We start from the raw sequence: 19,100 nt of genomic DNA on the forward strand, positions 1-19,100 counted from the left end.
GCCTGGAGTGGACTCGAAGCAGTTGGCTTGGGTCCCATGAAGTACACGCAGCTCGGACGCACCGGACTCAAGGTCAGCCGACTCGTACTCGGCACGATGAACTTCGGTCCGCAGACAGACGAACCGACCAGCCACGGCATCCTGGACGCCGCCCTCGACGCAGGTCTGAATTTCGTGGACACCGCCAATGTGTATGGGTGGGGCGAGAACAAGGGCCGCACCGAGGAGATCATCGGCACCTGGTTCGCCCAGGGCGGTGGCCGGCGCGAGAAAACGGTCCTGGCCACCAAGGTCTACGGCTCCATGTCCCGTGAGGGCAAGACCTGGCCGAACGAGGACCGGTTGTCGGCGCTGAACATCCGCCGGGCCGTCGAGGCCAGCCTCAAGCGGCTTCAGACCGACCACATCGACCTGTACCAGTTCCACCACATTGACCGCCGGACTCCCTTCGAGGAGATCTGGCAGGCCGTGGACGTGCTCATCCAGCAGGGCAAGATCCTCTATGCGGGCTCCTCCAACTTCCCCGGCTACAAGATCGCCCAGGCGAACGAGACGGCCGCCCGGCGCGGGATGGTCGGCCTCGTCAGCGAGCAGTGCCTCTACAACCTCGCCGAGCGGCGCGCCGAGATGGAGGTCATCCCGGCGGCCCAGGAGTACGGCCTCGGGGTCATCCCGTGGTCACCGCTGCACGGCGGCGTGCTCGGCGGGGTCATCAAGAAGGAGGTCGAGGGCGGCCGCCGCGCCTCCGGACGCTCCGCGGACGCGCTGGCCAACAGCTCGACACGAGCGCAGATCCAGGCGTACGAGGACCTGCTGGAGAAGCACGGCCTGGAGCCCGGCGAGGCGGCCCTGGCCTGGCTTCTCACCCGGCCGGGTGTTACGGGCCCCATCGTCGGCCCGCGCACCGCCGAACAGTTGGAGAGCGCCCTGCGCGCCCTGGAACTGGAGCTGAGCGAGGAGGTGCTGGCCGGACTGAACGAGATCTTCCCCGGACCGGGACCGTCCCCAGAGGCCTTCGCCTGGTGATCAGGTAGCCATACGTACGGTGGTCGTCGTCCCCTCACTCTGGGCGGCGACCACCTCCTACTCAAGCTGGCGTTAAAAGTCGGCTGACCTTGAGGCCGGTGCGCCCGAGCTGTGTGTACTTCATGGGCACCAGCCAACTGGGTGGAGTGCACTCCAGGCAAGGTCCCGGACATAGGGCGTGTTACGGGCCGTCAGGCCGCGTCGGCGTGCCGGTAGGGGCCGCCGATGCCCCAGGCCTGGTGCAGGACGGCCGCGAACTCGCCGGCCAGGCGGTGTTCGCCGGAGGCGTTGGGGTGGGTGCCGTCGTAGGTGTCGCGGTGGATGTCGTACGCGTCAGGGCGCGCGCCCAGCAGGATCGGCGAGGCGTCGGTGGACAGGTCGGCGACGGCCTTGGCGAGGAGCTCGTTGAACCGGGCGACCTCGGCGGCGAAGAGCTCGTCCTCGTCGGCCCGGCTGTTCGGTATGACCGGCAGCAGGACCATCCGTATGCCGGGTCGGGCGGCGCGCGCCTCGGCGACGAACCGGCGCATGTTGGCGGCGGTTTCCTCGGCGCCGGTGTAGAAGCCGAGGTCGATGAGGCCGAGGGAGACGAGCAGGACGTCTGCCCGGCCGGCGGCGACGGCGGGGCCGATGGCGGGGGCCATGTGCTGCCAGCCCTCGCCCCATCCGGCGAGGTGGCGGCGGGCGCGCTCGGGGAAGCCGGGGTCGGCGTACGCGTGGCTGGTCGGCGCGTCGGCGGCGGTGTCGTACAGCTCGCAGCGGGGGCCGACGATCCGGTAGGGGCCGCCGAAGGTGGCGTTGAGGTGCTGCCACATGCGGTAGCGCCAGGTGTAGTCGCCGGCGCGTCCGATGGTCATGGAGTCGCCGACGAACATGAAACGCATCCGGTCATCATCGCGGATCACGCGCCGCGCGCCCCTGTGATGCCGGACACGCGGCCCGCTTTGGCAGGCTGGGGTCATGCGCCTCCCGTTGCCGTCGCCGCTGCCGTCGCCGTTCGCCCTCCCTGCCGCCGGTGTAGCGGCCGCCGTCGTCCTCGCCCTGGCACCGTCCGGCGCGGCCGCCGCGCCCACCCCGACGCCCGCGGCCGCGCCGACCGGGTTCACCCTCGCCGATCCGCGGATCAAGGAGTCGAGCGGGCTGGCGGCGAGCCGGAGCCATCCGGGCGTGTACTGGACGCACAACGACAGCGACGACGGCCCGTACGTGTACGCGGTGGACTCGGCGACGGGCAGGACCGTGGCGCGGCTGACGCTGACCGGCATCGGCAGGCCGCGCGACGTCGAGGCGATCTCGGTGGGGCCGGACGGGAAGGTGTACGTCGGCGACATCGGCGACAACCGCAACGGCACCTGGGACCACGTGTGGATCTACCGCTTCCCGGAGCCGAAGCAGCTGGCGGACGCCACGGTGGAGGCGGAGCAGTTCACGGTGCAGTACGCCGACGGGCCGCGCAACGCGGAGGCGCTGATGGTGCATCCGGTGACGGGCCGGGTGTACATCGCGAGCAAGAGCGAGGACAAGGGCGGGCTGTACGAGGGCCCGGAGCGGCTGACCGGGTCGGGGACGAACGTGTTCCGGCGGGTGGCGGACGTGCCGTGGGTGACGGACGGGGCGTTCTCGCCGGACGGGAACCGGCTCACGCTGCGGGGGTACTTCTTCGCACGGACCTACCCGTGGAAGGACGGGCGGCCGGAGGGCGAGGGGGAGCGGGTGGACGCGCCGTGGCAGGGCCAGGCGGAGTCGGTGACGTACTCGCCGGACGGGTCGACGCTGCTGTTCGGGGCGGAGGGGGAGGGGAGCCGGGTGGTGGCGGTGCCGGTGAAGCCGGCGGCGGGTGGTCCGGCCGGGTCCCCGGGGCCGACCGCCCCGGGGACCCCGCCGGGTGCCGCGGCGGCCCCGCAGCCGCAGGGGGGTGGTGGCCTGACCAAGGGCGCGGCCGTCCTGTTGCTGGGCGGGCTCGGGGTCCTGGCCGCCAAGCGCCTGCTCCGCCGCCGCCCGCCCTCCTGACCCACTGGCTCGCTCGCGCAGTTCCCCGCGCCCCTGTGCTCCCGCCCACCGCCGGGCGGCTGCGGGCCGCGCCCGCCTGCTCGCGCAGTTCCCCGCGCCCCTGGGTTCCGCCTACCGTTGGGCGGCTGCGGGCCGCGTGTGGCTGCTCGCGCAGTTCCCCGCGCCCCTGGGTTCTGCCCACCGTTGGGCGGCTGCGGGCCGCGCCCGCCTGCTCGCGCAGTTCCCCGCGCCCCGGGGTTCCGCCCGCCGGTGGGCGGGTGCGGGTCGCGTGTGGTGGGTCGCGCAGTTCCCCGCGCCCCTGGGGGCTCCGGCGGCCGGGGCCCCGGGCTTGCAGTGCTCTGGCGCCCCGGGGATCCGGCTCAGGGGCGCGGGGAACTGCGCGCTCAGGCGTCCACCGGGTGGAGGGGGACAGCGGCGGGAACGGCCCTTTGCGGCGGCCTCGGCGCCTGCTGGCGGGCAGGGCCGCCGGCCGCCCGGGGGCAGGGGGCGCGGGGAACTGCGCGAGCGGCCACGCACGGTCCGCGGCCGTGCGGCGGCGGACGGGCCCGGCGGGGCGCCCCCCGCGTCACGGCCGGCGGGCCGGGTCCGCGGCCCTGGTGGGCGGCGGGACCCGGCCCTCGGCGGCTCGGCGGGGCTGCGCCGGCCCTCGGCTCGGCGGGGCTGCGCCTTGCTCGGGCGGCGGTTACGCCGCCTTGACCAGGACCGTGCCGGGCCGCGACGGGACGAAGGTCACCCCGTGGCGGCTGACGCTCAGCCGGAGGTTGCCGATCCGGGACAGGACCACCGCGATACCGGCGGCCGCGGCCAGCGACACGGCGCCACCGGCGGCCATGCCGACCCGCGGCCCGTACGTGTCGGTGACCCAGCCGACCACCGGCGCGCCCAGCGGGGTGCCGCCGGTGAACACCATCATGTACAGGGCCATCACCCGGCCCCGCATCTCGGGATCGGTGGCGGTCTGGACGCTCGCGTTGGCGGTGACGTTGACCGTCAGTCCGAACATCCCGATCGGTACGAGCAGCGCCGCGAACAGCCAGAAGCCGGGCGCGAACGCGGCCACGACCTCCAGCGCGGAGAACAGCACCGCCGCCGCGACCAGCAGCCGAAGCCGCGAGGTCCCGCGCCGTGCCGCCAGCAGGGCGCCGGCCAGGGAGCCGGCGGCGAGCAGGGTGTTGAGGAACCCGTACGTGCCCGCGCCCTCGTGGAAGACGTCCCCGACGAAGGCCGACAGCCAGATCGGGAAGTTGAAGCCGAAGGTCCCGATGAACCCGACCAGCACGATCGGCCAGACCAGCTCGGGCCGCCCGGCGACGTAGCGCAGGCCCTCCCGCAGCTGGCCCTTGGCGCGCGGCTGCGGCCGGACCGGGTGCAGTTCGGCCGTCCGCATCAGCAGCAGCCCGGCGACGGGTGCGGCGAAGGACAGCCCGTTCAGCAGGAAGGCCCAGCCGGAGCCGACGGCGGTGATCAGCACACCGGCGAGCGCCGGGCCGACCAGCCGCGCGGACTGGAAGTTCGCCGAGTTCAGGCTGACGGCGTTGGCGAGCTGCACGGGGCCGACCATCTCGGAGACGAAGGTCTGCCGGGCGGGGTTGTCCACGACCGTGATCAGGCCGAGCAGGAGCGCGGCCAGGTACACGTGCCAGACCTGGACGTGTCCGGCGAGGGTGAGTACGGCCAGCGCGACGCCGGTCAGCCCCATCAGACTCTGGGTGGCGACGAGCAGCGGCCGCTTCGGCAGCCGGTCCGCGAGGACGCCCCCGTAGAGGCCGAGGACCAGCATCGGCAGGAACTGCAGCGCGATGGTGATACCGACGGCGGAGGCCGAGCCGGTCAGGGACAGGACCAGCCAGTCCTGGGCGATGCGCTGCATCCAGGTGCCGGTGTTCGAGACGGCCTGTCCCGTGGCGAAGAGCCGGTAGTTCCGGATCCTCAGCGAGCTGAACATCGAGTGCCGTGAGGTTCTCGGTGTCCGGCTCGCGGTGCGCGTGTCACTCGCGGTGCGAGTGGTAGGGGTGGGTGTATGGCCGGGTGCGGAGGATGCTCCGTTTCCCGTACTCAAGGGCGTTCGCCTCCTGGTGTGGTTCCTACAGGTGGGCGAGCTTCTCCAGGACGGGCGCGGCCGCGCGCAGCTTGGCCCATTCGTCCTCGGTCAGCTCTGCCGCGAGCCCGGCCAGGAAGGCGTTGCGCTTGCGGCGGCTCTGTTCGAGCATCGCCTCGGCCTCTGCCGTCTGGCTGACCACCTTCTGGCGGCGGTCCTCGGGGTGCGGTTCCAGCTTGACCAGGCCCTTGGCCTCCAGCAGCGCGACGATGCGGGTCATCGACGGCGGTTGGACGTGCTCACGGCGGGCGAGTTCGCCCGGGGTGGCCCGGCCGCACCGGGCGAGGGTGCCGAGGACCGACATCTCGGTCGGGCTCAGCGATTCGTCGACGCGCTGGTGCTTCAGGCGTCGGCCCAGCCGCATGACGGCGGAGCGCAGGTCGTTCACGGCGGCGGCGTCGTCGCCATGGTTGAGGTCAAGCATGTCTTTAGAGTAACTCATTACTCTGGCTAAGTAACATCGGGTTTGCCGTCGCACCCGCGTCGCGCCCGCGTCGCGCGCCGTCACGCGTGTGCGACACCCGCCCATCACTCATACGGGTGAGCGGGCCGGGAAAAGCGGCGCGCGTCCACGCCCCGTGCCAGGACTCTGTCCGCATGGGGACACAGGTGCTCAGCATGCGCATAGACGGGGAGCTGCTCGACCGCCTCCGCATCCACGCCGCCAAACGCGGAATGAGCGTCCAGGACTATGTCGTCCGGACGCTCATTCGCGATGACTTCGACGAGCGCTTCAAGGCGGCGGTCGACGAGACGGAGAAGTTCTACGGGGTCACGTGAGGCCGAGGGCGGGCATCGCGTAGTAGAAGACGAACACCGCCGAGACCACGTACATGGCCACCGGGACGTCGCGGCCCCGGCCGGTCGCCAGCCGCAGCACGCTGAAGCTGATGAAGCCGATGCCGATGCCGTTGGTGATCGAGTAGGTGAACGGCATCGTCACCATGGCCAGGAAGGCCGGGACGGCGATGGTGAAGTCGCTCCAGTCGATGTCCTTCACCGAGCCCGCGAGGATCAGGAAGCCGACCGCCACCAGGGCGGGCGTGGCCGCCTGGGACGGGACCATCGTGGCGATCGGGGTGAGGAACAGGGCCACGGCGAAGAGGCCGCCCGTCACCACGTTGGCCAGGCCCGTACGGGCTCCCTCGCCGACACCGGCCGTGGACTCCACGAAGCAGGTGGTGGCCGAGGAGGAGGTCGCGCCGCCGGAGGCGACGGCCAGGCCGTCCACGAGCAGGACCTTGTTGATGCCGGGGAAGGTGCCGTCCTCGTCGATCAGCTTGGCCTCGTCGCCGACGCCGAGGATCGTGCCCATCGCGTCGAAGAAGCAGGACAGCAGCACGGTGAAGACGAACAGGCAGCCGGTCAGCAGGCCGACCTTGCCGAAGCCGCCGAACGGGCTGACCTGGCCGACGAGCCCGAAGTCGGGGGCGGCCACGGGGTTGCCGGGCCACTCCGGGACGGTCAGGCCCCAGCCGGTGGCCGGCAGCTGCAGCACGGCCTGGACCACGGCGGCGACCATGGTCATCGCCACGATGGAGATCAGGATCGCGCCGGGCGTCTTGCGGATCAGCAGGGCGAGGGTCAGCAGCACGCCGACGGCGAAGACCAGCACGGGCCAGCCGTGCAGCTGGCCACCGGTGCCGAGCTGGAGCGGCACGGTGGTGTGCGCCGCGTCCGGGATGCGGGTGACGAAGCCCGAGTCGACCAGGCCGATCAGCATGATGAACAGGCCGATGCCGATCGCGATGCCCTTGCGCAGGCCGAGCGGGACGGCGTTCATGACCCGCTCGCGCAGGCCGGTCGCGACCAGCAGCATCACCACGAAGCCGGCCAGGACCACCATGCCCATGGCGTCGGGCCAGCTCATACGCGGGGCCAGCTGCAGGGCGACGACGGTGTTGACGCCGAGGCCGGCCGCGAGGGCGATCGGGACGTTGCCGATGACGCCCATGAGGAGGGTGGTGAAGGCGGCCGTCAGGACGGTGGCGGTGACCAGCTGCCCGCCGTCGAGCTGGTGGCCGTACATGTCCTTCGCGCTGCCCAGGATGATCGGGTTCAGCACGATGATGTAGGCCATCGCGAAGAAGGTGGCGAAACCGCCGCGGACCTCGCGGGCGACGGTCGAGCCGCGCTCGGTGATCTTGAAGAAGCGGTCCAGGCCCGACTGGGGGCCGGGGGCCTGGGGCTGCGCGTCCGGCGTGGAGGCCGGGGCGGGGGCCGACGTGCTCATGCGGTCCTCGGAATGTCGGGGCATCGGTGGCGGGGGGTGGTGTTCGTATGATCAAATGATCAAAAAGGGCCTGGCCCGGAACCGTTTCAGTATGAACACATGAACGAAAGCCCGTCCATCTCCGCGCGTAGACCGTGAATTCCGCCGCCTAGACTTGTGGGCATGGCGAAATGGACTGCGAAGCACGAGGCTCCCGAGCCCCTTGAGGGCCCGGTCGTCGCGACCATCACCGGTGGCACGATCGTGTGGTTCGTCCTCTTCCTCGTCCAGCTGCCCTTCTACGGGTGGTTCGCCGACCGCGACCTGCTGTGGTGGGTCTGGTGCTGCGCCGCGGGCGGCGGCCTCGGCCTGATCGGCATCTGGTACGTCCGCGGCCGCGACGCCGCGCTCAAGCGGCACGCCGCGGAGGCCGCCGAGCGGGCCGAGGCCGCGCCGCACGTCGGATAGGGCGGCCGCTCGCCGGATGGGGGCGGCCCGACCGGAGGACGATTTCCCTCATCCCGAAGTCGGAACCTCACCCTTCTCGGCGGGTGAACCACGGGGTCCGCCTTTACCGTCGAAAACATGACGCAGCGGGCGAAGATCGATCCCAACGGTCCGGAGCCGGGCGCCGGGACGGCCCCCGTACCCCCGGCCGGCCCGCCCGCACCCCCGTTCGAACCGGGCGGCCTCACCACCGCCGGGGTTGCCGAGCGCGTCGCGCGCGGAGCCGTCAACGACGTCCCCGTCCGCTCGTCCCGCTCCACCGTCGACATCATCCGGGCGAACGTCTTCACCCGCTTCAACGCGATCATCGGCGTCCTGTGGGTGGTCATGCTGATCGTCGCCCCGTTCCAGGACAGCCTCTTCGGCTACGTCATCCTGGCGAACACCGGCATCGGCATCATCCAGGAGCTCCGCGCCAAGAAGACCCTCGACGGCCTCGCGGTGATCGGCGAGGCCAAACCCAGCGTCCGCCGCGACGGACGCACCGCCGAGGTCTCCACCTCCGAGATCGTCCTGGACGACGTCATCGAGCTCGGACCCGGCGACAAGGTCGTCGTCGACGGGGTCGTCGGCGAGGCCGACGGCCTGGAGATCGACGAGTCGCTGCTCACCGGCGAGGCCGACCCGGTCCTCAAGAAGCCGGGCGACCCGGTCATGTCCGGGTCCTTCGTCGTCGCCGGCGGCGGCGCCTTCACCGCCACCAGGGTCGGCCGCGAGGCCTACGCCGCGCAGCTCGCGGAGGAGGCCACCCGCTTCACGCTGGTCCACTCCGAGCTGCGCTCCGGCATCTCCACCATCCTCAAGTACGTCACCTGGATGATGATCCCGACCTCCATCGGCCTCATCGTCAGCCAGCTGGTCGTCAAGGACACCAACCTGAAGGACTCCATCGCCCGGACCGTCGGCGGCATCGTCCCCATGATCCCCGAGGGCCTGGTCCTGCTGACCTCCGTGGCCTTCGCGATCGGCGTCATCCGGCTCGGCCGCCAGCAGTGCCTGGTGCAGGAGCTGCCCGCCATCGAGGGCCTCGCCCGGGTCGACGTGGTGTGCCTCGACAAGACCGGCACCCTCACCGAGGGCGGCATGGACGTCACGGAGCTCCGCCCGCTCGGCGGCGCGGAGACCACGTACGTCAGGAGCGTCCTCGGCGCCCTCGGCGAGTCCGACCCGCGCCCCAACGCCAGCCTCCAGGCGATCATCGACGCCTACCCGGACAGCGTGGACTGGCGGTGCACGGAGTCGCTGCCGTTCTCCTCGGCCCGCAAGTACAGCGGGGCGAGCTTCAGCGAGGGCGACGGCGAGAGCTCCACCTGGCTGCTCGGCGCCCCCGACGTACTGCTGCCCACCGGCGACCCCGCCCTCGACGAGGTCGACGCGTTGAACGAGCAGGGCCTGCGCGTCCTGCTGCTCGCCCGGGCCGCCCGCGAGCTCGACGACGACGCCGTCGCCGTCGGCGCCAGACCGACCGCCCTGGTCGTCCTGGAGCAGCGGCTGCGCGCCGACGCCGCGGAGACCCTGCGCTACTTCGAGGAGCAGAGCGTCCGCGCGAAGGTGATCTCCGGCGACAACGCGGTGTCGGTCGGCGCGGTCGCCGGCAAGCTGGGCCTGTCCGGCGCGGAGGACACCGTCGACGCGCGCCGGCTGCCCGCCGAGCCGACCGCGATGGCCGAGGAGCTGGACCGGAGCACGGTCTTCGGGCGGGTCACCCCGCAGCAGAAGCGGGACATGGTCGGTGCGCTGCAGTCCCGCGGCCACACGGTCGCCATGACCGGCGACGGCGTCAACGACGTGCTCGCCCTGAAGGACGCCGACATCGGCGTCAGCATGGGCTCGGGCTCCGAGGCCACCCGGGCCGTCGCCCAGATCGTCCTGCTCAACAACAGCTTCGCCACCCTGCCGTCGGTCGTCGCCGAGGGCCGCCGGGTCATCGGCAACATCACCCGCGTCGCCACCCTCTTCCTGACCAAGACCGTCTACTCGGTGCTGCTGGCGATCCTGGTGGTCTGCTGGCAGGTGGAGTACCCCTTCCTGCCGCGGCACCTGACCCTGCTGTCGACGCTCACCATCGGCGTCCCCGCGTTCTTCCTGGCCCTCGCCCCGAACAAGGAGCGCGCCAAACCGCACTTCGTGCGACGCGTGATGCGGTACGCGATCCCGGGCGGGGTGATCGCGGCGGTGGCCACCTTCGTCACGTACCTGGTGGCCCGCCACCACTACACGGGCCCGGAGGCCCTGGACGCCGAGACGAGCGCGGCGACGCTGACCCTGTTCCTGACCTCCATGTGGGTCCTGGCGATCGTCGCCCGCCCGTACTCGTGGTGGCGGATCGCCCTGGTCGGGTCGATGGGCGGGGCCTTCCTGCTGGTCCTGGCCGTCCCCTGGCTGCAGGACTTCTTCCAGCTGAAGCTGGTGGGCACGCAGCTGCCGTGGACCGCGGTCGGCATCGCCGTGGCGGCGGCCGCCCTGATCGAGGTCACCTTCCGCTGGGTGGACCGCCGCTTCCCGGCGTGACCGGGGGCCGGGGCCCGCCCCCCGGCCAGCCCCGTACCGGCCCCGGCACGGCCCGATCGCGGGGCTCTAGTCGAACCACCGGTCCCGGGCGAGTTCCGCCGTGCGCGACGGGTCCTCCAGCAGGGCCGCGACCTCGAAGCGGCGCGGCCACTGGCCCGCCGACCACGCCAGGCCCGCCGCCACGCCCTCCAGGGTGGAGGCGTGCAGCACCCCGTCCCGGGTGAGCCGCCAGTCGAGCTCGACGCCGCCCGCCACCAGCTCCTCGTGCTCCAGGTACGTGCGCGGTGTCGCCGGGCCCAGCAGGACCCGTACCGACTCCGGCACCTCGTGCTCCTCACCCGGCGTGCTCACCTCCGCCGGGACCGTCTCCGACAGCCGGCGCACCTGGAGCAGGTCCGCCAGGTCGGCCGCCCGGGCGGGGGCCACCGGCAGCAGCGGCAGGCCCGCCGTCAGCGGCAGCAGGTCCGGGGCGTCGGCGATGACCGCGTCGGAGGCGTCGACGACCACCGGCTCCCCGTCGGCAACGGCGCGCAGCTCGTCGGGCAGGGTGACCTGCTCGGGATCCAGGTCGGCCAGGGCCCCGTACAGGGCGTGCAGCTGCCGGTCGGTGACCGGCCGCTCGGGGTCGGCGAGCCGGCCCAGCAGCTCGGCGGCGCCGCCGGGCTCGTCGAGCAGGGCGGCCACGGAGGTCCGGACGCCGAGGGCCCGCAGGACCTGCTCGTCCTGGAAGCCGGTGGCGTCCGCCGAGGTGTACAGGCCGGCGAGCAGCGGGTCGGTGCCCGCCGCGCGCAGTCCGGCCGGGCGGCGCCCGTCGAGGACCGGGTGGCCGCGCAGCCACCAGGCGGTGTACGGGCGCACCGACCGGGTGGTGCCGTCGGGCAGCAGGATCCGCATCGGCTGGGTCAGGGCGTCCCGCAGCGGCGGCTGCGCCAGCATGGCGAGGGCCTGCGGCCAGCAGTCGTCGTCGACGAGGTCGAGGTCGCGCACGGCGACGATCTCGGTGGCGACCGGCGGCAGCGGGGTGTCGGGAAGCTGGTCGAGGACGTCCTCGCACCACACGTCGACGGCGTCGAGCAGGCCCACGTCGTCGGGCTCGGCGAAGTCGCCTTCGCGCGGTTCCAGCTCGTCCGGGTCGAGGACCACGTCGGTGGCGCGGACCAGCTGGAAGCCGGCGAGCACCCCGCAGGCGGTGAGCGGCTGTTCGCCCCAGCGGGCGGCGAGGTCGGCGTCGACGTACGGCACCTCGTCCTCGCGGATGACCGCGGCCAGCGGCGAGCCGGGCAGCAGCAGCTCGCCGGCCGGGGCGAGTTCCCCGTCCTCGTCGGGCAGGGCGAGCGCGCCCAGCCACGGTTCGTCGCCGGGGGCCAGGTCGGCGTCGCGGACCAGGCCGAGGACCACCTCGGCCAGTTCGTCGGCGTCCAGCGCGGCCTCGTCCTCGTCCCAGACCTCGCCGGCGTCGAGGGAGGCGGCCACCGCGGCCCTCACCTGCGGGGTCGTCAGGATCGCGCGGGGCGTGGCCGGGAGGGCGCCCAGCTTCTCCAGCAGCGGGTGCGCCGCATCGGGGTGGGCCACCTTCAGGCCCAGCCGGGCCAGGTCCTTCGGGGTGTCCGCCTCGGGGAGCAGCACGTGGCGGGGGCCGATGGTGGTGCGGCCGTCGGCGAGCGGCACGGGCAGGCCGGAGAGCCGGTCCGGGTCGACGCCGGCGAGGCTGTCGTACAGCCGGTGCCACCACGCGGGGGTGCGTTCGATGCCGGCGATCCGCTCGATGGCGTCGCCCAGCGGCAGCCGGCCCACGCCGAGGGTGCGCAGTTCGGGGCGCCGCTCCAGCCCGGCGGGCAGCAGGGTCGGGAGCACCTCGGCGAGGACCCGTACGGTGTCGGCGCCCGCGCCCTCGACGACCTCGGCCTCGAAGGGGCGCAGCGCGATCCGCTCCCCGGCCTCGGCGGCGTCCTCGGCGGGTGCGGCCGGGGCGAGGAAGGCGGTGCGGGGGAGCCGCTGGAGGACGGCGGAGCGCAGTGCCCCGTCCAGCAGGCCCTTGCCGAGCGGCCCGGGGACGAGGTCCACCAGTTCGGGGGCCACCGGCTCCCAGCCGCCCAGCAGTTCGGCGTACGCGTCGGCGGCGCGCTCCACGAGGAAGTCGGTCAGCGGGCCGGGCGCGGGGTGGCGGCGGGCGGTGTCCAGCGGCAGGGTCGCGATGAGCAGGGCGGGGATGCCGAGGGGTTCGTCGGTCGGGGTCGGGGCGTGGACGACGGGCGCGGTGGCGGGGCGTACGGGTGCGCCGGCGGGGTCGACGGGCACGGCCCAGGACACGGTCCACGAGGGCCGCAGCCGCTCCTCGACCGGCCGGTCGGCGAGCAGGGCGGGCTCGATGGGGCCGGTGTGGCGGACGGTGCGCCAGCGGCGGGTCTGCCCGGTGGTGCCGGAGGCGGCGGGGGTGCCGGCGGCGTCGCGGGAGTCCTCGATGACGGTGTACGGGCCCTCGGCGGTGCGGCGCAGCGTTCGGGTGCCCCCGGCCGGGGTGTCGACGGTGATCTCGTGCAGGCCGGGCAGGGTGAGGAGCAGGGCGTCGTCGATGCCGGCCAGCAGCCGCTGCACCAGGTCCTCGGCGGCGGCGTCGCGCAGCGGGAGGACGACGACGGTGTCGTAGCCCTCGGGCGCGGTGCCCTCGGCGGGCAGCGGCAGACGCAGCAGGGGCACGTGCCCGTCGCGGCGGCGCAGTTCGTCGCCGAGGCCGGGGCTGAAGGCGGCGGCCTCCCGGGCCAGCTCACGGGCCTCGGCCAGGGACCAGCGGACACCGCCGTGCCGGCCGAGGACGGCGGGCTCGTCGGACACGGCGAGGACGGCGGCGAAGCCGACGCCGAAGCGGCCGACGGTGTCGCCGGAGGCGGTGGACTCCCGCTTGGCGGAGGCGCGCAGGGTGCTCAGCGATTCGACGCCGGTCGCGTCGAGCGGGGCGCCGGTGTTGGCGGCGGCGAGGACGGGCGGTTCGTCGTTCCCGGCGTGCAGGGTCAGCCGCAGCCGGCCGGGTACGCCCGCGCGGGCGGCCGCGTCGGCGGCGTTCTGGGCGAGTTCGACGACGAGGCGGTCGCGGTAGCCGCCGAGGGCCAGGTCCTCCTCGGCGTTGGCGTCCTCGCGGAAGCGGGACGGGCCCGCCGCCCAGGAATCGATGACCCCGCGCCGGAGCCGGGCCGTGCCGAAGGGGTCCGTGCCGTCCTGCGCCGCCGTCACTCGCACGCTCACGCCGCTTCCTCCAAGAATTGCCGAGGTCTTGACGGTATCGCGTGCGGCGCCCGCCCTCTCCCGGTGTTGTCGGGGGACGGCGGGCGCCGTGACGGTCAGAGGTTCTCGATGACGTGGTCGATGCAGGCGGTCAGGGCCTGCACGTCCGCCGGGTCGACCGCCGGGAACATCGCGACGCGCAGCTGGTTGCGGCCGAGCTTGCGGTACGGCTCGGTGTCCACGATGCCGTTGGCGCGCAGCACCTTGGCGACGGCGGCCGCGTCGATGTCGTCCGAGAAGTCGATCGTGCCGATGACCGCGGACCGCTTGTCGGCGTCCGCGACGAACGGGGTCGCGTACTTCGACGCCTCCGCCCAGCCGTACAGGGTGCGGGCGCTGGCCGCGGTACGGGCGGTCGCCCACTCCAGGCCGCCCTGGCCGTTGATCCACTCCAGCTGCTGGTTCAGCAGGAAGAGCGTCGACAGCGACGGGGTGTTGTACGTCTGGTTCTTCAGCGAGTTGTCGATCGCGGTCGGCAGCGAGAAGAACTCCGGGATGTGCCGGCCGGAGGCGTGGACGCGCGCCGCCCGCTCCAGGGCCGCCGGGGAGAACGCCGCCAGCCACAGGCCGCCTTCGGAGGCGAAGGACTTCTGCGGGGCGAAGTAGTAGACGTCGGTCTCGGTGATGTCGACGGGCAGGCCGCCGGCGCCCGAGGTCGCGTCCACCAGCACCAGCGAGCCGGCGTCGGCGCCCGCGACACGCTTGATCGGCGCCGCGACACCGGTCGAGGTCTCGTTGTGGGTGTACGCGTACACGTCCACGCCCGCCTCGGCGACCGGGTCGGGGTGCGTGCCGGGCTCGGAGGAGATCACGGACGGCTCGTCCAGCCACGGCGCGAGCTTGGCGGCCTTGGCGAACTTGGACGAGAACTCGCCGAACGTGAGGTGCTGCGACTTCCGCTCGATGAGGCCGGCGGTCGCGACGTCCCAGAAGGCGGTGGAGCCGCCGTTGCCCAGGACCACCTCGTAGCCCTCGGGCAGCGAGAACAGGTCGCGGATGCCCTGGCGGACGGAGCCGACCAGGTTCTTGACCGGCGCCTGGCGGTGGGAGGTGCCGAGCAGGGAGGTACCGGTGGCGGCGAGGGCGTCCAGCGCCTCGATCCGCACCTTGGAGGGGCCCGCGCCGAAGCGTCCGTCGGCGGGCTTGATGTCAGCAGGAATCTGGATCTCAGCCACGAGCGGAGCGTATCGGGTCGGGGACCGTGCGCCGGAGGCGCGTCCACCCGATGAGACGGACGGGCCTGGTGGGAAGGTGTGCGGATGAGTGACTCCGCGGAACTCGAACGGACATTGCGGGACGGACTGAGCGGGGAGGTCGACTTCGGGGCCGCCGCACGGGCCCTGGTGACCATGGACGCCTCCAACTACCGGCGCGTACCGCTCGGTGTGGTCACCCCGCGGGACGCCGCCGACGTGGCGGCCGCGCTGCGGATCTGCTCCGCGGCCGGCGTTCCGGTCGTACCGCGCGGCGGGGGCACCTCGATCGCCGGCCAGGCCACGGGGACGGGGGTGGTGCTGGACCTGACCCGGCACATGGACGCCCTGGTGTCGGTGGACCCCACGGCCCGTACGGCGGTCGTCCGGCCGGGCCTGGTGCTCGGGCGGCTGCGGGAGGCGGTGCGCCCGTACGGGCTGACCTTCGGACCCGACCCGTCCACGCACTCCCGCTGCACCCTCGGCGGCATGATCGGCAACAACGCGTGCGGGGCCCACTCGGTGGCCTGGGGCACCACCGCGGACAACGTGGCCGAGCTGGAGGTGGTCGCGTACGGGGGAGCCGTGCACCGGATCGGCACCGGCTGGGCGGGAGCCCCGGCGGGGCTGCGCGACATGGTCGCGGGGAACCTGGAGGTGCTGCGCACGGGGATGGCGACCGGGCCCGGGTTCGCACGGCGGATCTCCGGCTACGGGGGCCTCGACGCGCTGCTGCCCGAGCGCGGCGTGCAGCTCGCCCGCGCCTTCTGCGGCAGCGAGGGCACCCTCGGCGTGGTCACCGAAGCGGTGGTCCGCCTGGTGGAGCTGCCGCCCGCACCCGCGCTCGCGGTCCTCGGGTACGCGGACGAGGGGGCGGCCGCCGACGCCGCGGCCGGACTGCTGCCGCACCGGCCGCTGACGGTCGAGGGGATGGCCGAGGACCTGGTGCCCGGTGCGGCCGCGGCGGGCCTGCCGCGGGGCCGGGCCTGGCTGTTCGCGGAGGCCTGGGACGAGGGGGCGGCCCGGGAGCTCGTACGGGCCGCGGACGCGCTGGACGCGGTGGTCGTCACCGACCCGGCGGCGCAGCGCGCGTTGTGGCGGATCCGCGAGGACGCGGCCGGCACCGCGACCCGGACGCCCGGGGGCGCGATGGCGTGGCCGGGCTGGGAGGACTGCGCGGTGCCGCCGGCCCGGCTGGGCGCCTACCTGAGGGACTTCCGCACCCTGCTCGCCGCGCACGGGCTGCGCGGTACCCCGTACGGGCACTTCGGCGAGGGCTGCGTGCACGTGCGGATCGACTTCGACCTGGTCACGCCGACGGGGGTGGGGCGCTTCCGGGCCTTCTCGGGGGAGCTCGCCGACCTGGTCGTCGCGCACGGCGGCTCGCTGTCCGGGGAGCACGGGGACGGGCAGGCGCGGGCGGAGCTGCTGCCGCGGATGTACGGGCCGCGGGTGATCGACCTGTTCGGCGCGTACAAGGACGTGTGGGACCCGCGCGGCGGGATGAACCCGGGGATCCTGGTCCGTCCGGCCCGGCTGGACGAGAACCTGCGCTTCGAGGTGCTGCCCCGGACCGGCCCCGCGGGGGAGTTCGCCGCGGAGGTCGCCCGCTGCGTCGGCGTCGCCAAGTGCCGGACGGTGCAGCCCGGCGGCCCCGCGGTGATGTGCCCCTCGTACCGGGTCACGGGCGAGGAGCAGCACTCCACCCGCGGCCGGGCCCGGCTGCTGCACGAGATGCTGGCCGGGGAGCTGCTGACCGACGGCTGGCGCTCCGCGGAGGTCGCCGGGGCGCTGGACCTGTGCCTGGGCTGCAAGGGCTGCCGCAGCGACTGCCCCGTGGGCGTGGACATGGCCGCGTACAAGGCGGAGTTCCTGCACCGCCACTGGACGGGCCGCATCCGGCCCCTGGCCCACTACACGCTGGGCGGCCTGCCGGACTGGCTCCGGCTGCTCGACCGGCTGCGCCTGACCCGGGCCGCCGGCGCCCTGGCCCGGCTCCCCGGCGCGGCCCGCCTGGCCGGCCTGGAGCCGCGCCGCAGCCTGCCGGCCCCGGTCGCGCAGCCGTTCACCCACTGGTGGCGGGCGCGGCGCACCCCGGCAGGGCGGGCGGCCGGGGACGGGGTGCTGCTGTGGCCCGACACGTTCACCGAGTACCTGGCCCCGGGGGCCGGGCGGGCGGCGGTGGAGGTGCTGGAGGCGGCGGGCCTGCGGGTGGACCTGGCCGGTGCCGGGCGGGCGGGGCTGCCAGGGCGGGTGGGGCGGGCGAGGCGGGTGTGCTGCGGGCTGACGTACCTGTCCACCGGCCGCCTCGACCGGGCCCGCGGTGTGCTGCGCCGCACCCTGGACGCCGTCGGCGACGCCCCGGAGCCGGTCGTCGTCCTCGAACCGAGCTGCGCCGCGGCCCTGCGCACCGACCTGCCCGCGCTGCTGCCCGACGACCCCCGCGCGGCCCGGCTCGCCGCGGCCGTGCGCACCTTCGCGGAGGCCCTGGAGGAGTACGCCCCCCACTGGCGGCCGCCCCGGCTGGACCGGCCGGCGGCCGGGCAGACCCACTGCCACCAGCACGCGGTCCTCGGGGACGCGGCCGACCGGCGGCTGCGCGAGCGGGCCGGGCTGACCGGCGGGCTCAGCGGCGGCTGCTGCGGTCTCGCCGGCAACTTCGGCTTCGAGCCGGGCCACCACGAGGTGTCGGTGGCCTGCGCAGAGGAGCAGCTGCTGCCGTCGCTGCGCCGGGCCCCGGAGGGGGCGGTGGTCCTGGCGGACGGGTTCTCGTGCCGGACGCAGATCGCGGAGTTGGCCGGGGTCCGGGCCCGGCACCTGGCGGAGGTCCTGGCGGAGCCCCTGCGGGAGCAGCGGGGGTAAGGCGTCGTGAGCAGAGGTAAGGCAGCACCCGCTGCGACGCTCCTTACGCACGGCTTAGTCTGGATAAATGCCCGCACCACCCGCCAATACCCCCACTGCCCTCTCGGCCGCGTCGGCCGCGTCGGCCGCGCCCAAGCCCTCGCAGACGGCCCCCACCACCGCAGCGGCAGGCCGGCGAGCGCGCCTCGGCCCGGTCGCCCTGGTGATCACGGCCGGGATCTCGGTGCAGTTCGGCGCCGCCCTCGCGGTCATGATCATGCCGAGGGCGGGCGCGGCCGGCGTGGTCACGCTCCGGCTGGCGGCCGCCGCGCTCGTGCTGCTGCTCCTGTGCCGCCCCAGGATCCGCGGCTACTCGCGGGGCGACTGGGGCACCGTCGCGGCCTTCGGCGTGGCGATGGCCGGCATGAACGGGCTGTTCTACCAGGCCGTCGACCGGATCCCGCTCGGCCCGGCCGTCACCCTGGAGGTGCTCGGCCCGCTCGTCCTGTCGGTCGTCGTCTCGCGCCGGCTGGTGAACCTGCTGTGGGCCGTCCTCGCCCTGGCCGGGGTCGCCCTGCTGGCCGGGCACGGCGGGGGCGGCTTCGGCGGCCTCGACCCGCTGGGCGCGGCCTTCGCGCTCGGAGCGGGCGTGATGTGGGCGGCGTACATCGTCTTCAGCGCCCGGACCGGCCGCCGCTTCCCGCAGGCGGACGGGCTGGCCCTGGCCATGGCGGTCGCGGCGGTGATCTCGCTGCCGCTGGGCGTGGCCGAGGCCGGCTCCGCGCTGCTGGTGCCCGGGACGCTGGCGCTCGGCGTGGCGGTGGCGGTCCTGTCCTCCGTCCTGCCGTACACCCTGGAACTGCTGGCGCTGCGCAGGCTCCCCGCGCCGACCTTCGCGATCCTGATGAGCCTGGAGCCGGCGATCGCGGCCACGGCGGGCTTCCTCGTCCTCGGCCAGGCCCTGTCGGCACAGGACGCCCTGGCCATCGCCCTGGTCATCGCAGCCAGCATGGGCGCGGTCCGCTCCCAACCCCACCCCTGACCACCCCGTCCACCTGCCCCGCGGCACCCACCCGCCCCGCGGCGCTGCCGGAGCCGGTGCCGAATCCAGCCCTGCCCTTTCCGGTCCCGCGGGGCCGCCGAAGCCGGGTCCGGCCGAATCCCGCCCCGCCGACCCAGGCGGCGAGGCCTGCCCGACCCGCCCCGCGGGCCGTTCGTCCCCGCGGGGCCCGTGGGGCTGTGCGGTTTCAGGATCCGTGGGGCCGCCGCAGCCGGTGGCGGGCCTGATCCAGCCTTGCGGTTTCCGGATCCACTGGGTTGTCGGAGCTGGACCGGCCGTCCCCGTCCAGCCCCGCCGGCGTTTGAGGCGCGGGTCCGGGCAGAGCCCGGTGCCCGGCGGAGCCGGGATCCCCAGCCCCCGGGC

Annotated in this window: 13 protein-coding genes; 7 read left to right on the forward strand and 6 right to left on the reverse strand. The window is 74.1% G+C overall.

Annotated elements, in window-relative coordinates; all coding sequences use genetic code 11:
• The first annotated feature begins 36 nt into the window (after window positions 1-36).
• Entirely contained in the window at window positions 37-1,026 is a 990-nt protein-coding gene (locus ACSHWO_RS19360) for an aldo/keto reductase (protein WP_438313364.1), read from the forward strand.
• Between the two features lie 191 nt (window positions 1,027-1,217).
• Here the strand turns inward: ACSHWO_RS19360 and ACSHWO_RS19365 are convergent, their stop codons facing one another.
• Window positions 1,218-1,910, reverse strand: coding sequence for a GDSL-type esterase/lipase family protein (locus tag ACSHWO_RS19365; protein ID WP_361095786.1), 693 nt, complete (start codon window positions 1,908-1,910; stop codon window positions 1,218-1,220).
• A gap of 76 nt (window positions 1,911-1,986) precedes the next feature.
• Between ACSHWO_RS19365 and ACSHWO_RS19370 the strand changes: the two genes are divergently transcribed.
• Window positions 1,987-3,036, forward strand: coding sequence for a WD40 repeat domain-containing protein (locus ACSHWO_RS19370; RefSeq protein WP_438313366.1), 1,050 nt, complete (start codon window positions 1,987-1,989; stop codon window positions 3,034-3,036).
• Window positions 3,037-3,718: 682 nt separating this feature from the next.
• Here the strand turns inward: ACSHWO_RS19370 and ACSHWO_RS19375 are convergent.
• Together ACSHWO_RS19375 and ACSHWO_RS19380 are read right to left on the reverse strand one after the other, a co-directional pair.
• Window positions 3,719-5,095, reverse strand: a complete 1,377-nt coding sequence (locus tag ACSHWO_RS19375; protein ID WP_438313368.1) for an MFS transporter — start codon at window positions 5,093-5,095, stop codon at window positions 3,719-3,721.
• 25 nt (window positions 5,096-5,120) lie between these two features.
• Window positions 5,121-5,558 (reverse strand): MarR family winged helix-turn-helix transcriptional regulator, encoded by a 438-nt coding sequence (locus tag ACSHWO_RS19380; protein ID WP_361095777.1) that lies wholly within the window; start codon window positions 5,556-5,558, stop codon window positions 5,121-5,123.
• A 173-nt stretch (window positions 5,559-5,731) separates the two neighbouring features.
• Here ACSHWO_RS19380 and ACSHWO_RS19385 point away from each other — a divergent pair, with 173 nt between their 5' ends.
• Window positions 5,732-5,914, forward strand: coding sequence for a ribbon-helix-helix protein, CopG family (locus ACSHWO_RS19385; RefSeq protein WP_360634584.1), 183 nt, complete (start codon window positions 5,732-5,734; stop codon window positions 5,912-5,914).
• Here the strand turns inward: ACSHWO_RS19385 and ACSHWO_RS19390 are convergent.
• Window positions 5,907-7,367, reverse strand: a complete 1,461-nt coding sequence (locus ACSHWO_RS19390; protein ID WP_438313370.1) for an NCS2 family permease — start codon at window positions 7,365-7,367, stop codon at window positions 5,907-5,909. The two genes, ACSHWO_RS19385 and ACSHWO_RS19390, sit on opposite strands and share 8 nt — an antisense overlap.
• Before the next feature lie 162 nt (window positions 7,368-7,529).
• Between ACSHWO_RS19390 and ACSHWO_RS19395 the strand changes: the two genes are divergently transcribed.
• Both ACSHWO_RS19395 and ACSHWO_RS19400 read left to right on the forward strand, forming a co-directional pair.
• Window positions 7,530-7,814: a DUF2530 domain-containing protein gene (locus tag ACSHWO_RS19395; RefSeq protein ID WP_404241318.1), complete on the forward strand. Its 285-nt coding sequence runs from the start codon at window positions 7,530-7,532 to the stop codon at window positions 7,812-7,814.
• A 117-nt stretch (window positions 7,815-7,931) separates the two neighbouring features.
• Window positions 7,932-10,364 carry an HAD-IC family P-type ATPase gene (locus tag ACSHWO_RS19400; RefSeq protein ID WP_438313372.1) on the forward strand — a complete coding sequence of 811 codons (2,433 nt, stop codon included), beginning with the start codon at window positions 7,932-7,934 and terminating at the stop codon, window positions 10,362-10,364.
• A 66-nt stretch (window positions 10,365-10,430) separates the two neighbouring features.
• On the opposite strand, the gene ACSHWO_RS19405 is transcribed toward ACSHWO_RS19400, so the two are convergent.
• Entirely contained in the window at window positions 10,431-13,604 is a 3,174-nt protein-coding gene (locus ACSHWO_RS19405; RefSeq protein WP_385848808.1) for a sacsin N-terminal ATP-binding-like domain-containing protein, read from the reverse strand.
• A 95-nt stretch (window positions 13,605-13,699) separates the two neighbouring features.
• On the reverse strand, window positions 13,700-14,818 hold the full coding sequence (gene serC / locus ACSHWO_RS19410) for a phosphoserine transaminase (RefSeq protein ID WP_361095761.1): 1,119 nt from the start codon (window positions 14,816-14,818) through the stop codon (window positions 13,700-13,702).
• Between the two features lie 84 nt (window positions 14,819-14,902).
• On the opposite strand from serC, the gene ACSHWO_RS19415 reads away from it, so the two are divergent.
• Together ACSHWO_RS19415 and ACSHWO_RS19420 are read left to right on the forward strand one after the other, a co-directional pair.
• Entirely contained in the window at window positions 14,903-17,698 is a 2,796-nt protein-coding gene (locus ACSHWO_RS19415; protein WP_438313375.1) for an FAD-binding and (Fe-S)-binding domain-containing protein, read from the forward strand.
• 67 nt (window positions 17,699-17,765) lie between these two features.
• Window positions 17,766-18,719: an EamA family transporter gene (locus ACSHWO_RS19420; protein WP_385848810.1), complete on the forward strand. Its 954-nt coding sequence runs from the start codon at window positions 17,766-17,768 to the stop codon at window positions 18,717-18,719.
• The last annotated feature ends 381 nt before the right edge of the window (window positions 18,720-19,100 follow it).

The organism is Streptomyces pallidus (ex Mingjun et al. 2026) (assembly GCF_051550185.1).
In the GTDB taxonomy this organism is placed as follows: Bacteria; Actinomycetota; Actinomycetes; order Streptomycetales; family Streptomycetaceae; genus Streptomyces.

Excerpts from the sequence above, each read along its gene's own strand:
- ACSHWO_RS19385 (WP_360634584.1), top strand. The coding sequence starts at position 5,732 with ATGGGGACACAGGTGCTCAGCATGCGCATAGACGGGGAGCTGCTCGAC.
- ACSHWO_RS19365 (WP_361095786.1), bottom strand. The coding sequence starts at position 1,910 with ATGCGTTTCATGTTCGTCGGCGACTCCATGACCATCGGACGCGCCGGC.
- ACSHWO_RS19420 (WP_385848810.1), top strand. The coding sequence starts at position 17,766 with ATGCCCGCACCACCCGCCAATACCCCCACTGCCCTCTCGGCCGCGTCG.
- ACSHWO_RS19380 (WP_361095777.1), bottom strand. The coding sequence starts at position 5,558 with ATGCTTGACCTCAACCATGGCGACGACGCCGCCGCCGTGAACGACCTG.
- ACSHWO_RS19360 (WP_438313364.1), top strand. The coding sequence starts at position 37 with ATGAAGTACACGCAGCTCGGACGCACCGGACTCAAGGTCAGCCGACTC.
- ACSHWO_RS19390 (WP_438313370.1), bottom strand. The coding sequence starts at position 7,367 with ATGAGCACGTCGGCCCCCGCCCCGGCCTCCACGCCGGACGCGCAGCCC.
- ACSHWO_RS19400 (WP_438313372.1), top strand. The coding sequence starts at position 7,932 with ATGACGCAGCGGGCGAAGATCGATCCCAACGGTCCGGAGCCGGGCGCC.
- ACSHWO_RS19395 (WP_404241318.1), top strand. The coding sequence starts at position 7,530 with ATGGCGAAATGGACTGCGAAGCACGAGGCTCCCGAGCCCCTTGAGGGC.
- ACSHWO_RS19415 (WP_438313375.1), top strand. The coding sequence starts at position 14,903 with ATGAGTGACTCCGCGGAACTCGAACGGACATTGCGGGACGGACTGAGC.
- ACSHWO_RS19370 (WP_438313366.1), top strand. The coding sequence starts at position 1,987 with ATGCGCCTCCCGTTGCCGTCGCCGCTGCCGTCGCCGTTCGCCCTCCCT.